Annotated in this window: 22 protein-coding genes; 14 read left to right on the top strand and 8 right to left on the bottom strand. The window is 70.7% G+C overall.

Annotated features, from left to right (window positions below):
• Nucleotides 1-13: 13 nt before the first annotated feature.
• Complete coding sequence (locus ACFWN2_RS12695; RefSeq protein ID WP_382427114.1) at nucleotides 14-910, bottom strand: endonuclease/exonuclease/phosphatase family protein; 897 nt, start codon at nucleotides 908-910, stop codon at nucleotides 14-16.
• A 174-nt stretch (nucleotides 911-1,084) separates the two neighbouring features.
• Between ACFWN2_RS12695 and ACFWN2_RS12690 the strand changes: the two genes are divergently transcribed.
• Genes ACFWN2_RS12690 through ACFWN2_RS12680 form a run of 3 tightly spaced genes read left to right on the top strand, consistent with a single transcriptional unit; the run spans nucleotide 1,085 to nucleotide 2,822 of the window.
• Nucleotides 1,085-1,420 carry a hypothetical protein gene (locus ACFWN2_RS12690; protein WP_382427113.1) on the top strand — a complete coding sequence of 112 codons (336 nt, stop codon included), beginning with the start codon at nucleotides 1,085-1,087 and terminating at the stop codon, nucleotides 1,418-1,420.
• Between the two features lie 17 nt (nucleotides 1,421-1,437).
• Nucleotides 1,438-2,370 carry a hypothetical protein gene (locus ACFWN2_RS12685; protein ID WP_382427111.1) on the top strand — a complete coding sequence of 311 codons (933 nt, stop codon included), beginning with the start codon at nucleotides 1,438-1,440 and terminating at the stop codon, nucleotides 2,368-2,370.
• Complete coding sequence (locus ACFWN2_RS12680) at nucleotides 2,367-2,822, top strand: hypothetical protein (protein WP_382427109.1); 456 nt, start codon at nucleotides 2,367-2,369, stop codon at nucleotides 2,820-2,822. The genes ACFWN2_RS12685 and ACFWN2_RS12680 overlap by 4 nt, the downstream gene beginning before the upstream one ends.
• A gap of 149 nt (nucleotides 2,823-2,971) precedes the next feature.
• Here the strand turns inward: ACFWN2_RS12680 and rraA are convergent, their stop codons facing one another.
• Genes rraA through ACFWN2_RS12650 form a run of 6 tightly spaced genes read right to left on the bottom strand, consistent with a single transcriptional unit; the run spans nucleotide 2,972 to nucleotide 7,413 of the window.
• A complete protein-coding gene (rraA, locus tag ACFWN2_RS12675; protein WP_382427107.1) occupies nucleotides 2,972-3,451 on the bottom strand; it encodes a ribonuclease E activity regulator RraA in 480 nt (159 codons plus the stop codon).
• On the bottom strand, nucleotides 3,448-4,047 hold the full coding sequence (locus ACFWN2_RS12670) for a class II aldolase/adducin family protein (protein ID WP_382427105.1): 600 nt from the start codon (nucleotides 4,045-4,047) through the stop codon (nucleotides 3,448-3,450). Before ACFWN2_RS12670 ends, rraA begins: the two co-directional genes overlap by 4 nt.
• Nucleotides 4,044-5,264, bottom strand: coding sequence for a 3-oxo-tetronate kinase (otnK, locus tag ACFWN2_RS12665; protein WP_382427103.1), 1,221 nt, complete (start codon nucleotides 5,262-5,264; stop codon nucleotides 4,044-4,046). The genes ACFWN2_RS12670 and otnK overlap by 4 nt, the downstream gene beginning before the upstream one ends.
• A 5-nt stretch (nucleotides 5,265-5,269) precedes the next feature.
• Nucleotides 5,270-5,908, bottom strand: a complete 639-nt coding sequence (locus ACFWN2_RS12660) for an AroM family protein (RefSeq protein ID WP_382427101.1) — start codon at nucleotides 5,906-5,908, stop codon at nucleotides 5,270-5,272.
• Nucleotide 5,909: 1 nt separating this feature from the next.
• Nucleotides 5,910-6,986 carry an isocitrate/isopropylmalate dehydrogenase family protein gene (locus tag ACFWN2_RS12655; RefSeq protein ID WP_382427099.1) on the bottom strand — a complete coding sequence of 359 codons (1,077 nt, stop codon included), beginning with the start codon at nucleotides 6,984-6,986 and terminating at the stop codon, nucleotides 5,910-5,912.
• A gap of 16 nt (nucleotides 6,987-7,002) precedes the next feature.
• On the bottom strand, nucleotides 7,003-7,413 hold the full coding sequence (locus tag ACFWN2_RS12650; RefSeq protein WP_382427098.1) for a cupin domain-containing protein: 411 nt from the start codon (nucleotides 7,411-7,413) through the stop codon (nucleotides 7,003-7,005).
• Between the two features lie 144 nt (nucleotides 7,414-7,557).
• On the opposite strand from ACFWN2_RS12650, the gene ACFWN2_RS12645 reads away from it, so the two are divergent.
• From ACFWN2_RS12645 to ACFWN2_RS12620, 6 genes are all read left to right on the top strand, one after another.
• Nucleotides 7,558-8,427, top strand: coding sequence for a GntR family transcriptional regulator (locus ACFWN2_RS12645; protein WP_382427096.1), 870 nt, complete (start codon nucleotides 7,558-7,560; stop codon nucleotides 8,425-8,427).
• Between the two features lie 209 nt (nucleotides 8,428-8,636).
• Nucleotides 8,637-9,989, top strand: coding sequence for a CitMHS family transporter (locus tag ACFWN2_RS12640; protein ID WP_382427094.1), 1,353 nt, complete (start codon nucleotides 8,637-8,639; stop codon nucleotides 9,987-9,989).
• Between the two features lie 16 nt (nucleotides 9,990-10,005).
• A complete protein-coding gene (locus ACFWN2_RS12635) occupies nucleotides 10,006-11,367 on the top strand; it encodes an aldehyde dehydrogenase family protein (protein WP_382427092.1) in 1,362 nt (453 codons plus the stop codon).
• Nucleotides 11,368-11,421: 54 nt separating this feature from the next.
• On the top strand, nucleotides 11,422-13,329 hold the full coding sequence (locus ACFWN2_RS12630; protein ID WP_382427090.1) for a hypothetical protein: 1,908 nt from the start codon (nucleotides 11,422-11,424) through the stop codon (nucleotides 13,327-13,329).
• A 249-nt stretch (nucleotides 13,330-13,578) separates the two neighbouring features.
• A complete protein-coding gene (locus tag ACFWN2_RS12625; RefSeq protein ID WP_382427088.1) occupies nucleotides 13,579-13,815 on the top strand; it encodes a hypothetical protein in 237 nt (78 codons plus the stop codon).
• Nucleotides 13,812-14,015 (top strand): cold-shock protein, encoded by a 204-nt coding sequence (locus tag ACFWN2_RS12620; protein ID WP_382427087.1) that lies wholly within the window; start codon nucleotides 13,812-13,814, stop codon nucleotides 14,013-14,015. The genes ACFWN2_RS12625 and ACFWN2_RS12620 overlap by 4 nt, the downstream gene beginning before the upstream one ends.
• A gap of 105 nt (nucleotides 14,016-14,120) precedes the next feature.
• Here ACFWN2_RS12620 and ACFWN2_RS12615 read toward each other — a convergent pair whose 3' ends face one another.
• Complete coding sequence (locus ACFWN2_RS12615) at nucleotides 14,121-14,297, bottom strand: CsbD family protein (RefSeq protein WP_382427085.1); 177 nt, start codon at nucleotides 14,295-14,297, stop codon at nucleotides 14,121-14,123.
• A 231-nt stretch (nucleotides 14,298-14,528) separates the two neighbouring features.
• On the opposite strand from ACFWN2_RS12615, the gene ACFWN2_RS12610 reads away from it, so the two are divergent.
• The 5 genes from ACFWN2_RS12610 (at nucleotide 14,529) to ACFWN2_RS12590 (ending at nucleotide 19,500) form a co-directional block, all read left to right on the top strand.
• A complete protein-coding gene (locus tag ACFWN2_RS12610) occupies nucleotides 14,529-15,266 on the top strand; it encodes a D-Ala-D-Ala carboxypeptidase family metallohydrolase (RefSeq protein WP_382427084.1) in 738 nt (245 codons plus the stop codon).
• Between the two features lie 150 nt (nucleotides 15,267-15,416).
• Nucleotides 15,417-16,901 carry a family 43 glycosylhydrolase gene (locus ACFWN2_RS12605; protein WP_382427082.1) on the top strand — a complete coding sequence of 495 codons (1,485 nt, stop codon included), beginning with the start codon at nucleotides 15,417-15,419 and terminating at the stop codon, nucleotides 16,899-16,901.
• Between the two features lie 228 nt (nucleotides 16,902-17,129).
• Nucleotides 17,130-17,360: a hypothetical protein gene (locus ACFWN2_RS12600; protein WP_382427080.1), complete on the top strand. Its 231-nt coding sequence runs from the start codon at nucleotides 17,130-17,132 to the stop codon at nucleotides 17,358-17,360.
• A 125-nt stretch (nucleotides 17,361-17,485) separates the two neighbouring features.
• Nucleotides 17,486-18,643: a glycosyltransferase gene (locus tag ACFWN2_RS12595; RefSeq protein ID WP_382427079.1), complete on the top strand. Its 1,158-nt coding sequence runs from the start codon at nucleotides 17,486-17,488 to the stop codon at nucleotides 18,641-18,643.
• Nucleotides 18,644-18,732: 89 nt separating this feature from the next.
• On the top strand, nucleotides 18,733-19,500 hold the full coding sequence (locus ACFWN2_RS12590) for an esterase/lipase family protein (RefSeq protein ID WP_382427078.1): 768 nt from the start codon (nucleotides 18,733-18,735) through the stop codon (nucleotides 19,498-19,500).
• The last annotated feature ends 111 nt before the right edge of the window (nucleotides 19,501-19,611 follow it).

The following is a 19,611-nucleotide window of genomic DNA, read 5'->3' as shown; positions in this document are numbered from 1 at the left end:
CCGCTCCCCCGCGTCACGGCTTGTTCAGTCGCACCAGGAACCCGTCGTGATCGGTGTGGGACATGCCGTACTTCGTGGTGCTGACGAACGCGTTGTCGCCGGAGAACACCACGTGCTGCACGTCACCGTCGCCCTTGCGGACGTGGCCGGGCGGCACGCAGTTCTGCGCGTTCTCCGGATCGGACGTGTCGTACTCCAGGTTGAAGTCGCCGCCCACGACCGTCCTCCCGGTCAGTCCCTCGGCGGACCGGATGTTCGGGACGACGTCGAACAGCAACGCCCTGCACTGGGCCAGCGCGACCGGCTCACTGCTCGCGGACAGGTGCGTCGCGCACGAAAGGTGGTCGCCCACGGCGTAAGCGCAGGCGAACGTGCGCTGCTCGTTTCCGCTGTCCTGGCTGGTGTACCGGCCGCTCCACGCGTTCACGCCACGGTAGTTCGCCGCCGCCACGCGACCGAGCACCGCGTTGCCGTAGTCCTGGCCGTTGACGCACTTCACCGGGGTGCCGGTGTCGCGGCGGACCGCCGGGACGAACAGGTGGTAGACGTGGTCGCCCGGCCATGCCTGCTGCAACGCGGGCGCCAGCTGGCTCGGCACGTCGTTGGAGCAGATCTCGTTGAGCGTCACCAGGTTCGGGCGCACGCGACGGATCAGGTCGGCCGCTTCGGGGATCGACCGGCCCTGCCGGTAACAGCCCGCGATCCCGCTGTTGCACAGGTTGAGCTGGAGCTCCCAGAACCGTTCGGCGGCGGCCGTGACGGGCGCCGGCTCCCGCGGAGCGAGGACGACCGCCGTCGCCTCCCGGTACTCGGCCGACGGGCCCGCCGCCGTGCCGGGCGTCGCCGTCGACAGGAGCACCGCGATCGCCACGACCGCGGACGCCACTGCCCTGCTGTGTCTCCGGACCACTTGCCCTCCAGTTGGCTCGAGTCACCGCGTCCCCGATCTTGGCAGCGAACCCGGCGCGGAGGGGAGCCTTTGCGCTGTAGGTGCAACTACTCGTCCGGTTCACCTCACGGAACTCCCGGGTCAGCGCTACCGTCCGACCCGTACCGACTGGGGAAGACCACTGGGGAGGACGATGTGGCTGGGGGTTTCAAGACCGAGGCCGAGAACCTCGACAGCGCCGCGAACCAGGCGCTGGCACCGTTGGCGGGTGAGCTGAGCGCGGCACGGGCGCAGCTCGCCGCGACAGGCGAGTTCGACGAGGCGTTCAGCGCCGGTCAGGGCTCGCTCTGCGAACCGGCGCTGGCCTCGTGGCAGGAGGCGAGGGGGTACCTGGAGCGCGTGTTCGAGGACAACGCCGAGACGCTCGGCCTGGCGGCGAAGGCACTGCGCGAGATCGCCTCCCGTTACCGGGAAGCCGACACGCAGAGCGCGAACGCCATGAACACCATCGCACGGGAAGGGCTGAGCTGATGTCGTGGCAGTCCGAAATGGACGCTCAGGCCCAGACCTTCGAGCAGCTCTACCGCGTGTTCTCCGAGTCGCTCGGACAGGACCACGCCTTCTTCGGCGGGCCGATCGCGCCGCGCATGGCCGACATGTTCCGCGAGTTCGGCTCCGGCGACCTGGAGGCGTCCACCCAGGCCATCGCGAGGCTCAACGACCTGAACATGGCGGTGGGCAGGGACTACGAGAAGCTCCTCGAAGACGCCATCGACTACCTGGACGACTGGGAAGGCAACGCCGCGATCGAGGCGCGCAGCTGGATGCGCGGCATGAAGGTCGCGATGGGGCGCAAGCGCGAGCTCCTCGACGCGTTGGTCATGGTGCACAAGGCGCACCACGCGGTGATCGAGAAGCTCAGGAGCGACGTCCTGCAGCTCATCGACGCGACCACCAAAGGCCTTCAGTCCGCCGGGGACAACAGCACCAAGCTCACCCTCGCCATCGTCGGCGCGGTCGCCGGGGTCATCGGCGCCTTCACCGCGGGCACCGGGGCGTTGCTGGTCATCGCGGTCGGGTCGGCGATGACGGCCGGTGCGGCGAGCGTCGCGAGCGCGGCGATCGACGGGGAGAACGAGGCCCAGGTGCTCGTGTCGATGGTGGCCGCCGGGGAGAACATCGTCAAAGCCGCCCAGGCCGAGATGGCGCTCGTCGACCAGGGTTTCGCGAAGGTCACCGGCTATCTGACCGGTGATGAGCTCAAGTGGGTGCGCCCGGAACGCCCAAAGGTGGTCACCGCCGGCGAGTACCGGCCGGACGACTTCCACCCGGAGGACGGGTACACGCCGCAGGTGCGGGACAGGCTGCCCAAGACCGACGTCGTGACCGAACCTCCCGTGGACGAGGACCCCGGCACCGACCGAGGCCCGTTCGGCGACAAGGAAGACCGCTACCCCGAGCAGATCAGGAGCACGCCGTGACCGACTCCGCCCACTTCACCGCGCGCGCCGCCGAACTGCGCGCGTCCGCTGAGGACGTCCTCACCCGCGTGACCAGGCAGGCTCAGGCCCTGGACGCCGTGAAGTCGCGGTCCGGCACCGTGCAGGGCTCGGCGACCTCACCCGACGGCCAGGTGCACGCGGTCGTCGACTCGACGGGGATGCTGGTGGGGCTGACCGTCGCGGGCAGGCCGGACCTCGGCCCGCTGATCGTCGACACCGTGCGGACGGCGGCCGGCCGGGCGCGCGGTGAGGTCCGCGCGCTCTACCAGGGCCTGGTCACCGACGGGCTGATCAAGAAGGTGCCGGAGCACGTTCCGGACGCACCTCCTCAGCTCGCCACACCGCCGACGCCACCGCCCGTCCGGCCGCGCAGGGTGGCCGACGAGCCGGAGGACGAGCAGCCCGCGGGATTCCAGCGGGACGCCTGGTAGTTCGTGACGCTTCGGGCACAGCGTCACGCCTGGTAGGTCGTCACCCTCGGGCAGCAGCGGGACGCCTGGCAGGTCGCCACGGCTGGGGCAGCAGCGCCACGGCTGGTAGGTCATCACCCTCAGGCGGCAGCGGGACGCCTGGTGAATCGTCACCCCTCGGGCAGCAGCGCCACGCCGTCCTCGTCCGCGTGCAGCACGTCGCCCGGCCCGAACTCGATGCCGCCGAACGTCACGGGCACGTCCACCTCGCCCGCGCCGGTCTTGCCGCTCTTGCGCGGGATGGTGCCGAGCGCGAACACGCCGAGGTCCATGCACGCGAGGGCGGCGCTGTCCCGCACCGCGCCGTGCAGCACGAGCCCGGCCCAGCCGTTCTCCACGGCGGCGGTGGCGATCAGGTCACCGGTCAGCGCGGTGCGCAGGGAGCCACTGCCGTCGACGACGAGCACGTGGCCCTCGCCCGGCGAGCGCAGGAGGGTGCGCACCAGGTCGTTGTCCTCGAAGCAGCGCACCGTGCGCACCCGGCCGGCGAACCGCGCCCGGCCGCCGAAGGAGCGGAACTGCAGGTCGCACACGCGCAGCGCGTCGCCGTGCTCGTCGACCAGGTCGGCCGTCGCGACAGGGGTGATCACCGGTTCTCCTCTGGTTCGTCCACTGTGGCCACTGTAGTGCGATGGCCTTGCAGCAGAAGGTGGATGCGGGCGGTCTCCTCCAGCTCCTCCGCGGCGTCGGCGGCGGTGAGCAGGTCGGGACCGGCGACGAGCGAGCCGTGGTTGGCCAGCAGCAGGGCGTGGTGCGTGCGGGCGGCCTCTTCGGCCAGGGGTCCCAGCGCCGGGTCGCCGGGAGCGTGGAACGGCAGCAGCGGCAGCTTTCCGACGCGCATCGCGTAGTACGCCGTGAGCGGCGGCAGGACGTCGGCCGGATCGACGTCGGCCAGGCACGACACCGCGACGGCGTGGGTGGAGTGCAGGTGCACCACCGCGCCGGCGTCGGGACGGGCGCGGTAGACGGCGGCGTGCAGGAACGCCTCCTTGGTCGGCGGCGGACCGCTGACGTGCCGTCCTTCGTCGTCGATCTCGGACAACGCGTCCAGGGCGCCGAGGCTCACCCCTGTCGGCGTGACCAGGATCCGGCCGCGTTCCTTGATGCTGATGTTGCCGGTGCGGCCGTGGGTGAGCCGCCGGTCGAACAACGACGCGCCGACGGCCACGAGCTGGGCGGCGGTCACCGATCGCCCGCAGCCCGCACGAGGAGGTCGGGACCGCCGAAGTTGCCCGACTTCAGCAGCAACGCCAGCGGGTCGTCGCCGGTGGTCAGGCACCACGGCACTCCGCGGTCCGCCTCGTCACCCACCAGCACCTGCTCCACGCCCAGCGCCGTCGTGACCGCGCCGGACGTCTCGCCACCCGCCACGACCACGCGTCGCGCGCCGAGCTTCACCGCGCGTTCGGCGACCCTGCCGAGCGCCTGTTCCAGCAGCTCCGAGGTGTGCGGCCCCATGGCGGCGCGAGCGGCCGCTCGTTGGTCAGGGCTCGCCGACGAGTACAGCACCACCGGGCCGTCGCCGAAGTGTTCGTCCAGCCACGCGAACGCCTCCTGGACCAGGTCCTCCGGATCCGACGTGCGGACGGGGTCGAGCCGGTGGCCGGGGAACCGCGCCAGGGCCTGGTCGAGCTGCGCGAGCGTGGCCGCGGAACAGCTGCCGGCCAGGACGACGGCGGGACCGGACGGCAGCGTCGCCGGTTCGGCCTGGGCGGTCGTGGTGGTGGCGCGGGCGATCGCGCCCGCAAGTCCCGCGCCACCGGTGACCACGGGGAGGTGAACGGTCGCGCGCGCCACCGCGAGCAGGTCGGCGTCTTCGGTGGCGTCGACCACGACGTGCCGGATCCCCTTTGCCGCCAACGAGTCCAGGTGCTCGCGGATCGCGCCGCCGCGCACGACGTCCAGCGGGAGCAGGCCGACGGGGTGCGGTGTCTGGCGGCCGAGCACCCGCACGAGGTTCGAGTCGGTCATCGAGGTGAGCGGGTGGTGCCGCATCGGCGACTCGGACAGCGGCGTGCCGTCCACGAACAGGTGGCCGAGATAGGTGGTGCGGCCGTGTTCCGGGGAGGCAGGGCAGATCAGGGTGAGCGCGCCGTCCGCGACCGCGTCGGCGACCGGGCCGATGTTGCCGTCGTCGGTGGAGTCGAACGTCGAGCAGTACTTGAGGTAGAGGCGGTCGGCGCCCTGGGAGGCCAGCCATCGGCGGGCGTGGAGGGTGTGGGCGACGGCTTCGGCGGCGGGGAGGGCTCGGGTCTTGAGGGCGACGACGACGGCATCGCAGTCGGGCAGCCGCGTCTCGGCGTTCGGAAGTCCGAATCGCAGGACCACCCTCATTCCCGCTCTCCTCAACGCGGCGGCGACGTCACTGCCCCCGGTGTGGTCGTCGGCGATGCAGCCCAGCACCGGCCTCACCCTCCCAGCGCGGCACGGATCGCCCGCGCCGCCAGCTGCGGAGCGCTGAGCACGGGCACGTCCAGCGCCGCCGCGACCGCCTCGGCCACCGGTGCGAGCGAGAACTGGCCCAGCACCACCACGTCGGTGTCGTGCGCGCGGACCGTCGAGACCACCAGTTCGGCGGCGTGTGCCACGTCCCCCGCGGCCAGCGCGTCGCGCACCCCGGCCACCGCAACGCCCTCGACGACCGCTCCGGCACCCAGGTGGGCGCGCAACCGGTCCGCCGTGTCCCGCGCCCCCGCCTCGGCCGGGCCGAGCACGAGCACCCTGGCCGGTGCCAGCCGGGCGACCTCCTCGAACAACGCGCGGTCGGGCGGCAGGACCGGCACCGGGTGGTCCAGCTCGGCGGTGACCGGGCCGTAGATCGAGCACGTCAGCAGGACGGCGTCCGCGCCGCTGTCGACGGCGTAGCCGATCAGGGTGCGCATCCGGTCCCTGAGCTCCGGGGTGAGGCTGCCCGCCTGCTCGGCGTCGGTGATGAGCGTGTCGTCGAGGACGTTCCACAGGCGTGCGTCCGGCATGGCTGTGGCGAAGGCGTCGGCCGCTGGTGCCATCGGGGCCGGGGTCGCGTGGACCAGTGCGACGAGTGCCATGTCAGGCGGTCTCGATCGCGGTGACGACGGCCTGGGTGAAGCCGCTGCACGACGCGGTGCCGCCGAGGTCGCGGGTGCTGGTGCCGCTGACGACGGTGGCCGTGACGCCTGCCTCCACGCGTGCGGCGGCGTCGCGCAGGCGCGGGTCGTCGTGCCTGCCCGCCAGCCAGTCCAGCAGCATCGCGCCCGAGTGGATCATCGCGATCGGGTTGGCGGCGTCCTTGCCCGCGATGTCCGGTGCGGAGCCGTGCGCCGCCTGCGCCATGGCGTGGGTGTCGGAGGAGTTCACCGAGGCCGCGATGCCGAGTGAACCGGCGATCTCGCCGGCGAGGTCGGAGAGGATGTCGCCGAACATGTTCTCGGTGACGATCACGTCGAACTTGTCTGCTCGGCGCACTAGGTGCACGGTCATGGCGTCGATGTGGAAGTCGTCCACGGTGACGTCCGGGTAGGAGGCGGCGACCTCGCGGCAGACGTCGCGGAACAGGCCCGTGGTCAGCCTCAGCACGTTGGCCTTGTGGACGATCGTGACGCGCTTGTCGCGTTGCAGCGCGAGTTCGAACGCGGTGCGCGCGATCCGTTCGGTCGCCGCGCGGGTGACGATGCCCATCGCGACGGCCACGTCCGGGGTCGGCATGTACTCGCCGGTGCCCGCGAAGGTGTTGCGGTCGGCGTAGAAGCCCTCGGTGTTCTCGCGGACGATCACCAGGTCGGTGCCGGGCACGACCGCGTTGCCGCCGGGGAACGCCTTGGCGGGGCGGACGTTCGCGTACAGGTCGAAGTGCTTGCGGATGGTGCCGCTGGGGTTGAGCTCGGAGCGGAACGGCTGCGGGTACGACACGCTGTCGTGCGGGCCGAGCAGCCACCCGTCCAGGCCTGCCAGCGCGTCGAGCGTCTCCTGCGGGGTGTGGGCGCCGTGGGTCTCGATCGCACTGGCGCCCAACGGGAGTTCGGTCCACTCGACGGGTTCGACGCCGGCGCGAGCAAGGGCCGCGTCGAGGACGGTGACGGTGGCGGGCACGATCTCCGGGCCGATGCCGTCGCCGTGCAGGACGCCGAGGCGGTAGGGCTTGGTCATGTCGGATCTGCCTTTCTCAGCGGGAGTGCTCGGCGTCGACGCGGGTGGTCAGGCCGCTCGCGACGATCGTGCGGGTGGCCTCGACGGAGGCGTAGGTCCACAGGATGCGCATCGGCGCGGTGTCCGAGGCGTTGCGGAAGCGGTGGGGCACACCGGCGGCGACGTAGGTCGTGTCGAAGCGGGTGAGGCGGTGTTCCACGCCGTCGATCTCGACGACGGCGTCGCCTTCGAGGATCACGACGCTCTCCGGGCAGTTGTGCGTGTGCAGCGGAATGCCCGCGCCGCCCTCGAACAACGTCTGTCCGTTCAGGAACACCGCGGCGCCGCGAGCACCGGTCACGAGCGGGATCGTGCTGGCGCCACCGCCGCGCGAGAAGGCGGGCAGCTCGGCCGGGCGGAGCACCGAGGCGGGGAAGGTCTCGTTCATCGGGGAGTCCGATCCGGGGTTCGTGGTGTTGACGCCACCGTAACCCGGCCTTGGTATTTTGCCAACAAGTAATACCAACGAACGTGACCCGCGTCTCCGCGCCCGTAGACTGCGGCGAACGATCGCCCCCGCGAGGATGGACGCATGCCGCCGACTCAGCTCACCCGTCAGGTCGCCGCGCGCATCGTCGACTACATCCGCGCGGAGCAGGTCGCCACCGGCACCCGCCTGGTCGAACGCACCCTCGCCGACCAGCTGCGCGTCTCCCGCTCACCCGTCCGCAACGCACTGCGCCTGCTCGCCGAGTCGGGCGCGGTCGCCGAGGCCGAACGCGGCGGCTACACGGTTCTGGAGATCGGCGACCTCGACCTCACCGAGGACGCCGAGGACGGCGCCGACGAGGCCGTCTACCTGACCATCGCCTCCGACCGCCTGGACGGCGCGCTGCCCGACCGCGTCACCGAGAGCGCGCTGGCCCGCCAGTACGGCCTCACCCCGGCACAGCTCAACCGCATCCTGCGCCGGGCGTCGACGGAGGGCTGGATCGAACGGCTTCCCGGCTACGGCTGGGAGTTCCAGCCGACGCTGACCTCCGAGCAGTCCTATGCGGACAGTTACCGCTTCCGGCTCACCATCGAGCCGGCGGCGATCCTCGAACCCACGTTCGTGCTCGACCGCCAGGCGCTGGAGCACGTCCGCGACCAGCAGCAACGGCTCGCAGACGGCGCGATCCACGACCTGGACAACATCGCGCTGTTCAACATCAACCACGTCTTCCACGAGACGATCGCGGAGTGCAGCCGCAACGGGTTCTTCATCGAGGCGCTGCGCAGGGTCGACAACCTGCGCCGCCTGGTCGAATACCGCCGCTCGCTCCCCCGTGCCCGAGGTGTGGTGCGGTGCCGCGAGCACGTCGAGATCGCCGACCTGCTGCTGACGGACCGCCGGACCGAGGCGGCCGAGCGGATGCGTGAGCACCTCAGCTCCGTGACGACCGAGAAGACCGGCTCCTAGCAGCACGAACACCACCACGGGTGATCGACGATCACCTACCGCGGACTTGGTGCGACCAAGATTCTTGGTACTTCCTACTTGTAAAATACCGAGCAGCGACCTACCGTCGCCTTCACCGTTTCCGGACCCCGACGGCCGGTCGGCGCGGCACGAACCGCACCCGACCTCTCCGGCCGACGCACCCAATCCGCGCGAGTGGAGAAGCAAAGATGCTTGCCGTTCTCGGTTTTCTCACGCTGGGCACGTTCATGGTGCTCGTGCTGCGCAAGTACGCCACGGCGTTCGTCGCGATCATCGCGGCACCGGTCGTCTTCGCGATCCTCGCCGGGCGCGGTGGCGATCTCGGGGACATGGCCGTCAGCGGCATCAAGACCGTCGCGCCGACCGCGATCCTGCTGCTGTTCGCGATCCTCTACTTCGGCGTCATGATGGACGCCAGGCTCTTCGACCCCGTGTCCCGCGGCATCATCCGACTGTCCAAAGGGGACCCGGTCCGGATCTGCGTCGGCACGGCGGTGCTGGCGCTGCTGGTCGCGCTCGACGGCGACGGCACCACCAGCTACATGATCATCTGCTCCGCGTTCCTGCCGATCTACCGCCGGCTGGGCATCAACCCGCTGGTCATCGCGACGATCGCGACCATGGCGCTGGGCGCGGTGTCCGGCTCCACGCCGTGGGGCGGCGCGGCGACGCGGGCCATCAGCGTGCTGCACCTCGACGCCACCGCCTACTTCGTGCCGTTCCTGCCCTCGCTCGCGCTGACCGGCGGTGTCATCGTCCTCATCGCATACCTCCTGGGCGTGCGCCAGCGCCGGCGGATCGACCCGCTGGTGATCGCCGAGGTGGCCAGGGAGATCGCGTCCAGCCGCACCCGCGGCGGTGGCACCACCACGGCGACCATCACCGGCGGTCCTGGCGAGCCGGACGAGACCGTGCCGGCCACGCCCCGGTGGAGGATGTGGTTCAACGCGGGCCTCACCGCGCTGCTGCTGGTGCTGCTCGTCCTGGGCGTCGCCCCGCTGGTCACGCTGTTCATCGCCGGGTTCGTCATCGCCCTGCTGGTGAACCACCCGAAGCTCGCCGACCAGGGCGAGGTCATCAAGCGGCACGCGTCCAGCGCGGTACCCGTCGTGGTGCTGGCACTGGCGGCGGGGATCTTCACGGGCATCCTCACCGACACCGGCATGGTCGAGGCGATGGCGAAGTCGATGCTGGCCGTCGTGCCCGAAGGGATGGGCAACCTGATCCCGGTGTTCACCGCCGTGATCGGCCTGCCGCTGAGCTTCTTCATGTCGAACGACGCTTACTTCTTCGGCGTGCTCCCGGTTCTCGCCGAGTCGGCCGCGCAGTTCGGCATCCCCGCAGACGAGATCGCGCGCGCCGGTGTCATCGGCCAGATGCTGCACTCGGTCGGCCCCGCCTCCGCACCGCTGTGGGTGCTGCTCGGGCTGGTCAAGCGCGACCTCGGCGACTTCCAGCGGTTCAGCCTGCTCTGGGTCACGCTCGCGTCACTGGCCTGGATCGTCTTCGCCGTGCTCACCGGCGCCATCAGCATCACCTGACGAGGAGTCCTCCCCCATGAGCACGATCACGACCGTCAATCCCGCCACCGGCGCGAACCTGGCCGACTACAAGGCCTTCACGCCGTCCGAAGTGGACTCGGCGATCGCCGCCACCCGGTCCGCCGCCGACGTCTGGGCCGCCACGCCACTGCCCCGCCGCCTCGCGCACCTGCGCGTGCTGGCCGGCGAACTGCGCGCCTCACGCGATTCGCTCGCCGCCCTGATCACCGCCGAGATGGGCAAGCCCGTCGAGGAGGCACTCGGCGAGGTCGAGAAGTCCGCGGTCACCGCCGAGCACTACGCCGCCCACGCGGAACGGATCCTCGCCGACGAACCGGTCGACGTCGGACCCGGCACCCGCGCCTGGATCCGGTACGAACCCCTGGGCGTGGTCTTCGCGGTGATGCCGTGGAACTTCCCGCTGTGGCAGGTGATGCGCTTCGCCGTCCCCACTCTCGCCGCCGGCAACACCGTGTTGCTCAAGCACTCGCCCAACGTCACCGGCAGCGCGCTCGCGATCCAGGACCTCCTGGCCCGCGCGGGATTCCCGCCCGGTGCGCTGACGACGCTCGTGGTCGCGGAACCCGACGTGCCCGCCGTCAGCGAGCGGATCATCGCCGACGACCGCGTCGCCGCCGTCACGCTCACCGGCAGCAACCGGGCGGGCGCGGCGGTCGGCGCGGCGGCAGGCCGCGCGGTGAAGAAGACCGTGCTGGAGCTCGGCGGCTCCGACCCGTTCATCGTGCTGGACGACGCCGACGTGGAGGCCGCCGCCGCTGCCGCCGTGCGCGCCCGGTTCACCAACGCGGGCCAGAGTTGCGTGTGCGCCAAGCGGTTCCTGCTCCACGACGCGATCGCCGACGAGTTCACCGCCAGGTTCGTCGATCTTGCCCGCGAACTGGCCATCGGTCCACTGGCTCGCGCCGACCTGCGCGACCAGCTCCACGTCCAGGTCGAGAAGTCGATCGGCCAGGGCGCGACCCTGTTGCTCGGCGGCAACCCGGTCGACGGACCCGGCTACTTCTACGAACCGACCGTCCTCGCCGGCACGGGTCCCGGTGTCACCGCGTTCGACGAGGAGACGTTCGGGCCCGTCGCCGCGCTCGCGACCGCAGCCGACGACGCGGGGCTCGCGAAGCTGGCCGACGCGAGCGAGTACGGGCTCGGCGTCAGCATCTGGACCTCCGACCCGGACCGCGCGCTCCGGCTGGCCGGGGCCGTCACGAGCGGCGCGGTGTTCGTCAACGCGATCGTCGCCTCCGACCCGCGGCTGCCGTTCGGCGGCACCAAACGCAGCGGCCACGGCCGTGAGCTCGCCGCCGCCGGCATCCGCGAGTTCACGACCGTCCGCACGTACTGGCTGAGCGGATCGGTGTAACGAAGATTCATCGGCGACCGAAGTCCGTGCATCAGAGCACGGGGAGGCCGTCCAATGCCCAAGATCAGCAGACGCACGGTTCTGAAGGCCGGTGGCACCGCCGCCGCGCTGACCGCCGTCGGCGTCAGCACCGGAACCGCGCACGCCGAGGCGCCGACCGGTGCGAGCTTCGTGAACATCATCGCGCACTCCGACGACGACCTGCTGTTCATCAACCCGGACATCCAGCCGGCGATCCTGTCCGGCTGTCCGGTGCGGACGATCATCCTCACCGCCGACGAGTTCAACGGCACGAACAACCTGACCCGCGAACAGCTCTCCGCCGAGCTGCACAAGGGCCAGCGCAACGCCTACGCGTCCCTCGCGGGCGTGCCCAGCACCTGGACGCGCACCGCGATGGTCGTGGCGGGCAAGACCGTCGAGGTCAACACCCTCGACGGCAAGCCGAACGTGCAGCTGGTCTACCTGAACCTGCCCGACGGCGGCGACGACCTGCACGAGGACGCCACCACGAACCTGTGGAACAACACCTCGTACAGCACCAGCACGATCGTCCCGACCGGCAGCCCGGCCAACCGCGTGCAGACCTACACGCACGCCGACGTGGTCAACGTCCTGGTAGGACTGTTGCAGCAGTTCCAGGCGACGGTGATCCGGTGCCAGGACCCGTACCCGGACGACGCGCGGTACGCCAACGGCATGCCGGACCACCTGGACCACATCCACACGGCCAAGTTCGCGCAGCGGGCCGTGAAGACCTACGAGGGACCGACGGGCCGCCCGTACGCGCTGCTCGTGCGCTACCGCTGCTACAACACGCGACAGTCCCAGATGAACGTACCGCTCGCGCTGCGGACGCCGAAGGTCAACGCGTACAACAAGTACAAGGCGCTCGACCCGTTGAGCGGCGACGTGTTCGACGTGAACCTGTCGCGCAGCTACGAGCGCTGGCCCGTGTCACCGCAGTGGGTCGCGCGGGACAGCGCCGGCACGCTGCACGCGTTCATCGCGGCGGGCGACTCCCTGATGTGGTGGCGCCAGCCCACCGGTGGCGCCTGGGTCGGCCCGTCCCTGTTGCTGGCGGGCTCCTTCGCCCCCGGTGTCGCGGTGGCGATGCGCGGCGACAACCGGTTGCAGCTCGCGGTGCTCGACCTCGACACGGCCGCGATCCGCACCTGCACGCAGACCGCCGCGGGCGCGCAGAGCTTCGGCGCGTGGACGTCGCTCGGCAACCCCAACACCAGCACACCCGCCTACCAGACACCGGTCTTCGGCGTCTCCAACGGCAACCTCGAACTGTACGTGGTGAACCGCGCCGGCACGCTCGCCAACAAGTGGCAGGTGGGCAACAGCTTCAGCAGCGGCTGGGCCACCGCGTCCGGCGGTGGCGGCAAGGCGATGTCGCAGCCGACCGCGATCACCGCGCCGGGCGGGCGCATGCACGTCTTCGCCGACGGCAACGGCAACGCGTTCCACTGGTACCAGAACGTCGGCGGCTCCACGGTCTACCAGGCACTGACGGTCGCCGCGCAGAGCACCGCGTCCATCGGCACGGCACTGGACTCGAACCGGGTCCGCGTCTTCACCCGCCGCCACGGCGACGGGTCCGTGGGCACGCTGCGGGAGCAGTCGGCGAACGGCGCGTGGGAGACGACCCCGGTGAACATCGGTGGCATGGGCGGTCTCGGGCCGGTCGCCGCCGTGACCTCCGGTGGCCGGACCTTGGCGTTCGCGCGCAACGACTCCTACGGCCTGAGCCTGGTGCGCCAGGACGCGGCCGGGAACTTCGGGCCGTGGCAGGACCTCGGCGGCTACCACGAGGCCGCGCCCGCCGCGGTCGTGGACGCTCAGGGGCTCGTGCGGGTGTTCGCGCTGGGCGGGGACATGCGGCTGCGGGAACGCGTGCAGACGGCCGTGGGGCCGGACGCACCGTTCGGTGCGTGGCAGGTGGCGGGCAACTAGCGGCAGAGCTGGGTGCGACCGGGTTCGGTCGCACCCAGCGACGGCGTGAAGCGGGCCCGCAGCAGACGCCGTCCGAGTCCCGCGAGGCACCTGCCCCGAGACGCCAAGTCACCTACTCGCACGCAGGTGTCCTCCGTCTGGGGTACTGTCGGGCTCGTTGGGGTTCCAGTTGCCGGCATCCAGCCGCCGCGGTCCCCGGCTCAACTCGGCCAGGTCTCACTTCCTCCGGCCGGAGACAGGAGCACCGGCTTGCCGCCGGATCGCCCGCACTCCTCCTTGCCCGCCCAAGGTTTCACCCAGGCCCGCCTCGACGCCGAACAGGCCGCGGCCGTTCAACAGCGTCAGGCCGCGCACAGAGTCGCCGAACACTCGCGTGACGCGGGCGACTGCCTGGACCTGCTGCAGATGCTGGGCCTGACGGGCCTCGCGCCACGCACTCCGGAGGCGCCAGGCGTGTTCCGGTCGACCGAAGGAGCGCTTCGATGACCCAGGGAACCGTCAAGTGGTTCAACGGCACCAAGGGATTCGGCTTCATCGCTCCCGAAGGCGGCGGCCCTGACCTCTTCCTGCACCACTCCGAGGTGCAGGACTACGACCACCAGGGCATCCCCGACAACCAACCGGTGGAGTTCGAGATCGGCCAGGGTGCCAAGGGACCTCAGGCCGTGTCCGTCCGCGTCCTCTGACGCCGGACGAGACGACGCGTCCGTCCACTGCGGACGAACGCCCTTGAACACGCGCGGAGGCGCACACCGCATGGGTGTGCGCCTCCGCTGCGCTCAGGACGCCGGTCAGTCCTTCTTGAACGCGTCCTTGACCTTCTCGGCCGCCTCCTTGAGGTGGCCCTTCGTCTGGTCCGCCTGGCCTTCGGTCTGAAGGCTCCTGTCGTCGGTCGCGTCGCCGACGCCTTCCTTGACCTTGCCCTTGAGCTGGTCGGCCTTGGCGTCGATCTTGTCGTCGGTGCCCACGTGTCCTTCCCCGGCACCTGAGTCTCAGGTGCGACGTCGAGCCCTGGATTCCCGTGAGCGCCGACCTGAATCCCCCGCCGGGAAGATTTCTGGAGCCGCCGCCAACTCGTCCACACGGCCATCCAGGTGGTTTCCGTTCGCCGAACTGGAAGTTCATTTGGTTGCTCGTTGACAGACCCGGCGCGGACTCGACAGGCTGCACGTCCCTGTGATCGAAAGGTGCCGCTTGTCATGAAACTCCGTTTTCTCTTACCGGTCGCCGCCCTGCTCTCCGCTGTCGTCGTCACCCCTGCCGCGACGGCGCAGGCGGATCCGGTGACGGCCGCCGACGCCTGCTACACCTGGAACCGCACCCTGTCGCAGGGTGCGTCGGGTGAGGACGTGCGGCAGTTGCAGATCAGGGTGGCGGGTTACCCCGGCTACGGCGCCGTGCTCGGCATCGACGGGCAGTTCGGGCCCGCCACGAAGGCCGCCGTGACGCGGTTCCAGCAGGCCTACGGGCTCGGCGCCGACGGCGTCGCGGGGTCGGCGACGTTCACGAAGATCTACGCGTTGCAGGACAACGACTGCACGCCGGTCAACTTCACCTACGACGAGCTGAACAACTGCAACACCACCTGGGCCGGCGGCAACGTCTCCGCGGCGACCGCGCGCGCCAACGCCCTGGTGTCCATGTGGAAGCTGCAGGCGATGCGGCACGCCATGGGCGACAGGCCGATCGACGTCAACGGCGGTTTCCGCAGCGTCGCGTGCAACAACGCCGTCGGCGGCGCGGCCGGAAGCCGTCACCTCTACGGCGACGCGGTCGACCTGGGCGCGGGACCGCAGGGCTTCTGCGCGCTCGCGAAGCAGGCGCGCAACCACGGCTTCAACGAGATCCTCGGACCGGGCTACACCGGCCACAACGACCACGTGCACGTCGCGCACAAGTCATCTCGCTTCTGGTCCGCCCCGAGCTGCGGCATCTGAGACCAGGACACTCCGGCGCGGTGATCAGCGGAGCCCGCTGATCACCGCGTTCTCGTTCCCGATCTGGACAGCGGTCCACGGCGAGTGTTTGGATCGATGCGCACCGTGTTTACAACGTTGTAAAGCGATCCCTGCAGATTGGACGAGACTTTGACGTCAAAGATCGTCACGACAGCTCTGGCCGCCCTGCTGCTGGGCAGCGTGCCCGCCGTGGCCTCGTCCGCGGCCGCCGTGCCCGACTTCTCGACGGCCGAGGCCGGCAACCCCATCGTGGACGGGTGGTACGCCGACCCCGACGTCGCGTTCTACGACAACAAGCACTGGATCTTCCCCACCTCGTCGCGGCCGTACGACGAGCAGACCTACCTCGACGCCTTCTCCTCGACCGACCTCGTCAACTGGACCAAGCACCCCAACGTCCTGACGAAGGCCGACGTCTCGTGGGCACGCCGCGCCGTGTGGGCGCCCGCACCCGTGCAGCGCAACGGCAAGTACTACCTCTACTTCGGCGCCAACGACATCCAGAGCAACTCCGAACTGGGCGGCATCGGCGTCGCGGTCGCCGACCGGCCGGAGGGGCCGTACCGGGACGCGATCGGCAAGCCGTTGATCGCCCAGTTCGTCAACGGCGCGCAGCCGATCGACCAGGACGTGTTCATCGATACCGATGGTCAGGCGTACATGTACTACGGCGGTTGGGGTCACGCCAACGTCGTCAAGCTCAACGCCGACATGACGAGTCTCGGCAGCTTCGCGGACGGCAGCACGTACAAGGAGATCACGCCGGCGAACTTCACCGAGGGTTCGCAGATGTTCAAGCGCAACGGCAAGTACTACTTCATGTGGTCCGAGGACGGCTGGACCGGCCCGAACTACGCGGTGTCCTACGCGATCTCCGACTCCCCCACCGGGCCGTTCACCAAGATCAGCCGGGTGCTGAGCCAGGACGCCTCCGTGGCACGGGGTTCCGGCCACAACTCGGTGATCAACGTGCCGGGTACGGACATCTGGTACATCGTCTACCACCGGCGTCCGCTCAGCCGCACGGGCGCCAACGACCGGCAGATCGCCTACGACCGCATGACCTTCAACGCCGACGGCACCATCGCGCCGGTGACCATGCGGGTCAAGGACAACTTCGACGACCGCAACGCCGTCGGCTGGACCACCCACGGCGGCACGTGGTCGGCGAGCGGCGGCAGGTACGAGACCGGGGCCTCGTTCGGCGGGAAGTCCTTGCTGGACACGAACTTCTCGAACTTCGCGCAGGACGCCGACATCACCCCGAGGTCCGCGAACGGTGACAGCGGCGTCGTGTTCCGCGCGACGGGCGCCACCACCGGCACGGACAGCTACCGCGGCTACTACGCCGGGATCACCGGCAACGGGCGGGTGGTGCTCGGCAAGGCCGACAACAACTGGACTCAGCTCGCCTCGGCACCGGTGACCGTCCGGCCGAACGTCGCGCACCACCTGCGGGTGGAGGCGATCGGCTCGTCGATCAAGGTGTACGTCGGCGACATGGCCACGCCGAAGATCTCGGTGACCGACACCAGCTTCTCCAGCGGGGCCAACGGGGTGCGCGTCTTCAACACCGGCGCGGCGTTCGACAACTTCGCCGTCGCCCACCGGTGATCACGGCCTGAACAGCGGTTCGATCCGACGCGAGGTCGTCAGCGGCCCGGTGGCGAGTTCCCGCCGCCGGGCCGTCGGCGCGCCTCCCGCGCTTCCCCGGCTTTCCCCCATGAGGTCGTAGCACGCTGTTGCGAACCCGTTACCCGGGGCGAGGTTTCGGCGATCCCCAGCGGGTACTCGCCAGGAACGTCGAGCACCACGTAGCCCTCCAGCCACCGGGACCGCCTCATGCCGACCTCTCCGTCCCCCAGTCCCGGTTGCGTCGTCACCTACCTCAACACCGGCGCGCTGCATCCGGCCACCTACGTGCACGGCGTGGTGAACGGCACCCACGTGGTCGATCCGGAGACCGGGCGTTCGTGGATGCCGGTGCTGCTGGCCGACCGGTCCATCACCGTCGTGGACACCGCGTACATCCTGCGCGTGCGGCCGGCCGATCCGGACGGGTCACCGGTCTGAGGGTTTCGGGCGAGCGGGGATCGGGTATCCGGCCCAGTGCCCTGAAGCGGGCGGTCGACGACTCCGAGTTGAGCAGACAGCTCGTGCCGCGTGCTCGTCACACGCCAGCAACTTGGAGTGACCAAGTGAAAATCGCCATGGTGTCCGCCCACGGAAGCCCGCACGCCGAGGTCTCCGACCCGCAGGACGCCTACGTCACCGGGCTTTCCGCCGCGTTGTCCAGACAGGGCCACGAGGTGACGGTCTACCGCCGCCGGGATCGCCGCGACGTGCCGGAACGGACGCGCACCGGCCGCGGTGTCGAGGTCGTGCGGGTGCCCGCGGGGCCCGCCAAGCCGCTCGACGACGAGCACGTGCTGCCGGACGTCGGCGACTTCACCTCCTTCCTCGTGGACGAGTGGGCCACGTCCGCGCCGCACGTGGTGCACGGGCACGGCTGGATGTCCGGCATGGCGAGCGTGCTCGGCGGCCGGCGGATCGGCGTCCCCGTCGTGCAGACGTTCCACTCGCTCGCGACGGCCGAGGCGCCGGGTGAGCGCCGCCGGATCGAGGTACTGGTGGGCAGGGAGGCGGCGCAACTCACCGCCGGCAGCGCCAGTGAGGCGTTCGAGCTCACCAAGTCCGGTGTCAGGCGCACGAGGATCTCCGTCGTGCCCAGCGGTGTCGACGTCGCGGAGTTCACCGCCGAAGGTCCGCGGGCGGCGCGCGACCTGCCGTACCGCGTCCTCGCGCGGCTGAACCGGCACACCGGCGCCGTCCTCACCGCTCTGTCCAGGGTGGACGGTGCGGAGCTGGTCGTCGTCGGGCTTCCGCCGAGCGGGCGGACCACCCGCGACCCGGACGTGGCCCGGTTGCGCGACCACGCGAAGCACCTCGACACGAAGATCGTCTTCGCCGGTGCCGTGACACGGCAGGAGATGCCCGCACTGCTGCGCTCCGCTGACGTCGTCGTGTGCGCGTCGTCGTACGAACCGTCCGGTGCGCTCGCGCTTGAAGCGATGGCCTGCGGCGTACCTGTCGTCGCGACCGCGGTGGACGCGCTCGCCGACGTCGTCGTGGGCGGCGTGACCGGGCTGCTCGTGCCGGCCGGGGAGCAGGAGAGCCTGTCCCGGGCGGTGCGCCTGCTCCTGCTGGACGACACGCTGCGCGACGAGTTCTCGGTGGCGGGCCAGGACCGCGTCGTCGCCCGGTACACCTGGGACCACGTCGCCGCGGACCTCCTGCGCGTCTACGAACGGGCCGGCGCGACCGCCGGGATGCCGGTCGCGGGCCCGGCCCGCTAGCACGGCCGCAGAAACGTGACGTGGTTCCGCGTTTCGCGCCCGCCCCGCCTGGCCGATTCCACAGCACCCGGACGGAAGCGAGCGAGGCCATGAGTGCTGCCGGACAGTTGCGATCGCTGGCGCGCGAACATGTCGCCGTCGCCGCCCTCACGATCCCCCGCCTGCTGCGCCACCCGGTGTGGCGCAAGGCGAACCCGCACGAGGGCGCGGGACTCGGGGTGGTGCTGGTGCCCGGTTTCGGGGCGAGCGACCTCAGCCTCAGCTTTGCCGGCACATGGCTGCGCGACCGCGGTTACCTGCCGGTCGGCGCGGGGGTCGGGCTCACCGTCGGCTGCACGTCCGAACTGGTGGACCGGGTCGAACGCCGCCTGGAGGAGCACGCGGAGGCCACCGGCGGACCGGTGGTGCTGCTCGGGCAGAGCAGGGGTGGCGGCCTCGCGCGGCTGGCCGCCGTCCGCCGCCCCGACCTGGTGCGCGGGCTGGTGATGATGGGCAGCCCGTTGCTCGATCCCCTCGGCGCGCACCCGCACGTGCTGCTCGCGGCCAGGGCGCTGGCGGGCCTGTCGTCGCTCGGCGTGCCCGGCCTGATGGACACCGACTGCCTGTCGGGCACCTGCTTCGAGGACAACGTCGCGGCGGCCACCGCACCACTGCCGCCGGGGATGCCCGCGGTGTCGCTGTATTCCAAGTCCGACGGCATCGTGCCGTGGGAGCTGTCCCTCGACCCGTCGGCCGAGTGCGTCGAGGTGCACAGCACCCACACCGGCATGGGCCTCGACCCGGACGTGTACCTCGCCCTGCGGCCGCGCCTCGCCGCGTGGGCCGCCGAACGGTTCGACCTGCGCATCGCCGGGTGAGGTCCGCGCACCCGGCCCGCTGAGGACAGTTGCCCGATCGGAGCGGTTTGCCGGATCGCCGTGGGGGTAGCCGCGTGATCGAAGCGGCTGATCCCCGAGTCCCGCGCGATC

The sequence above is a fragment of the Lentzea sp. NPDC058436 genome, assembly GCF_042721515.1.
Classification (GTDB): Bacteria; Actinomycetota; Actinomycetes; order Mycobacteriales; family Pseudonocardiaceae; genus Lentzea.
The sequence above is the reverse complement of the archived record's forward strand: the minus strand, read 5'-3'. Positions and strand labels throughout refer to the sequence as shown.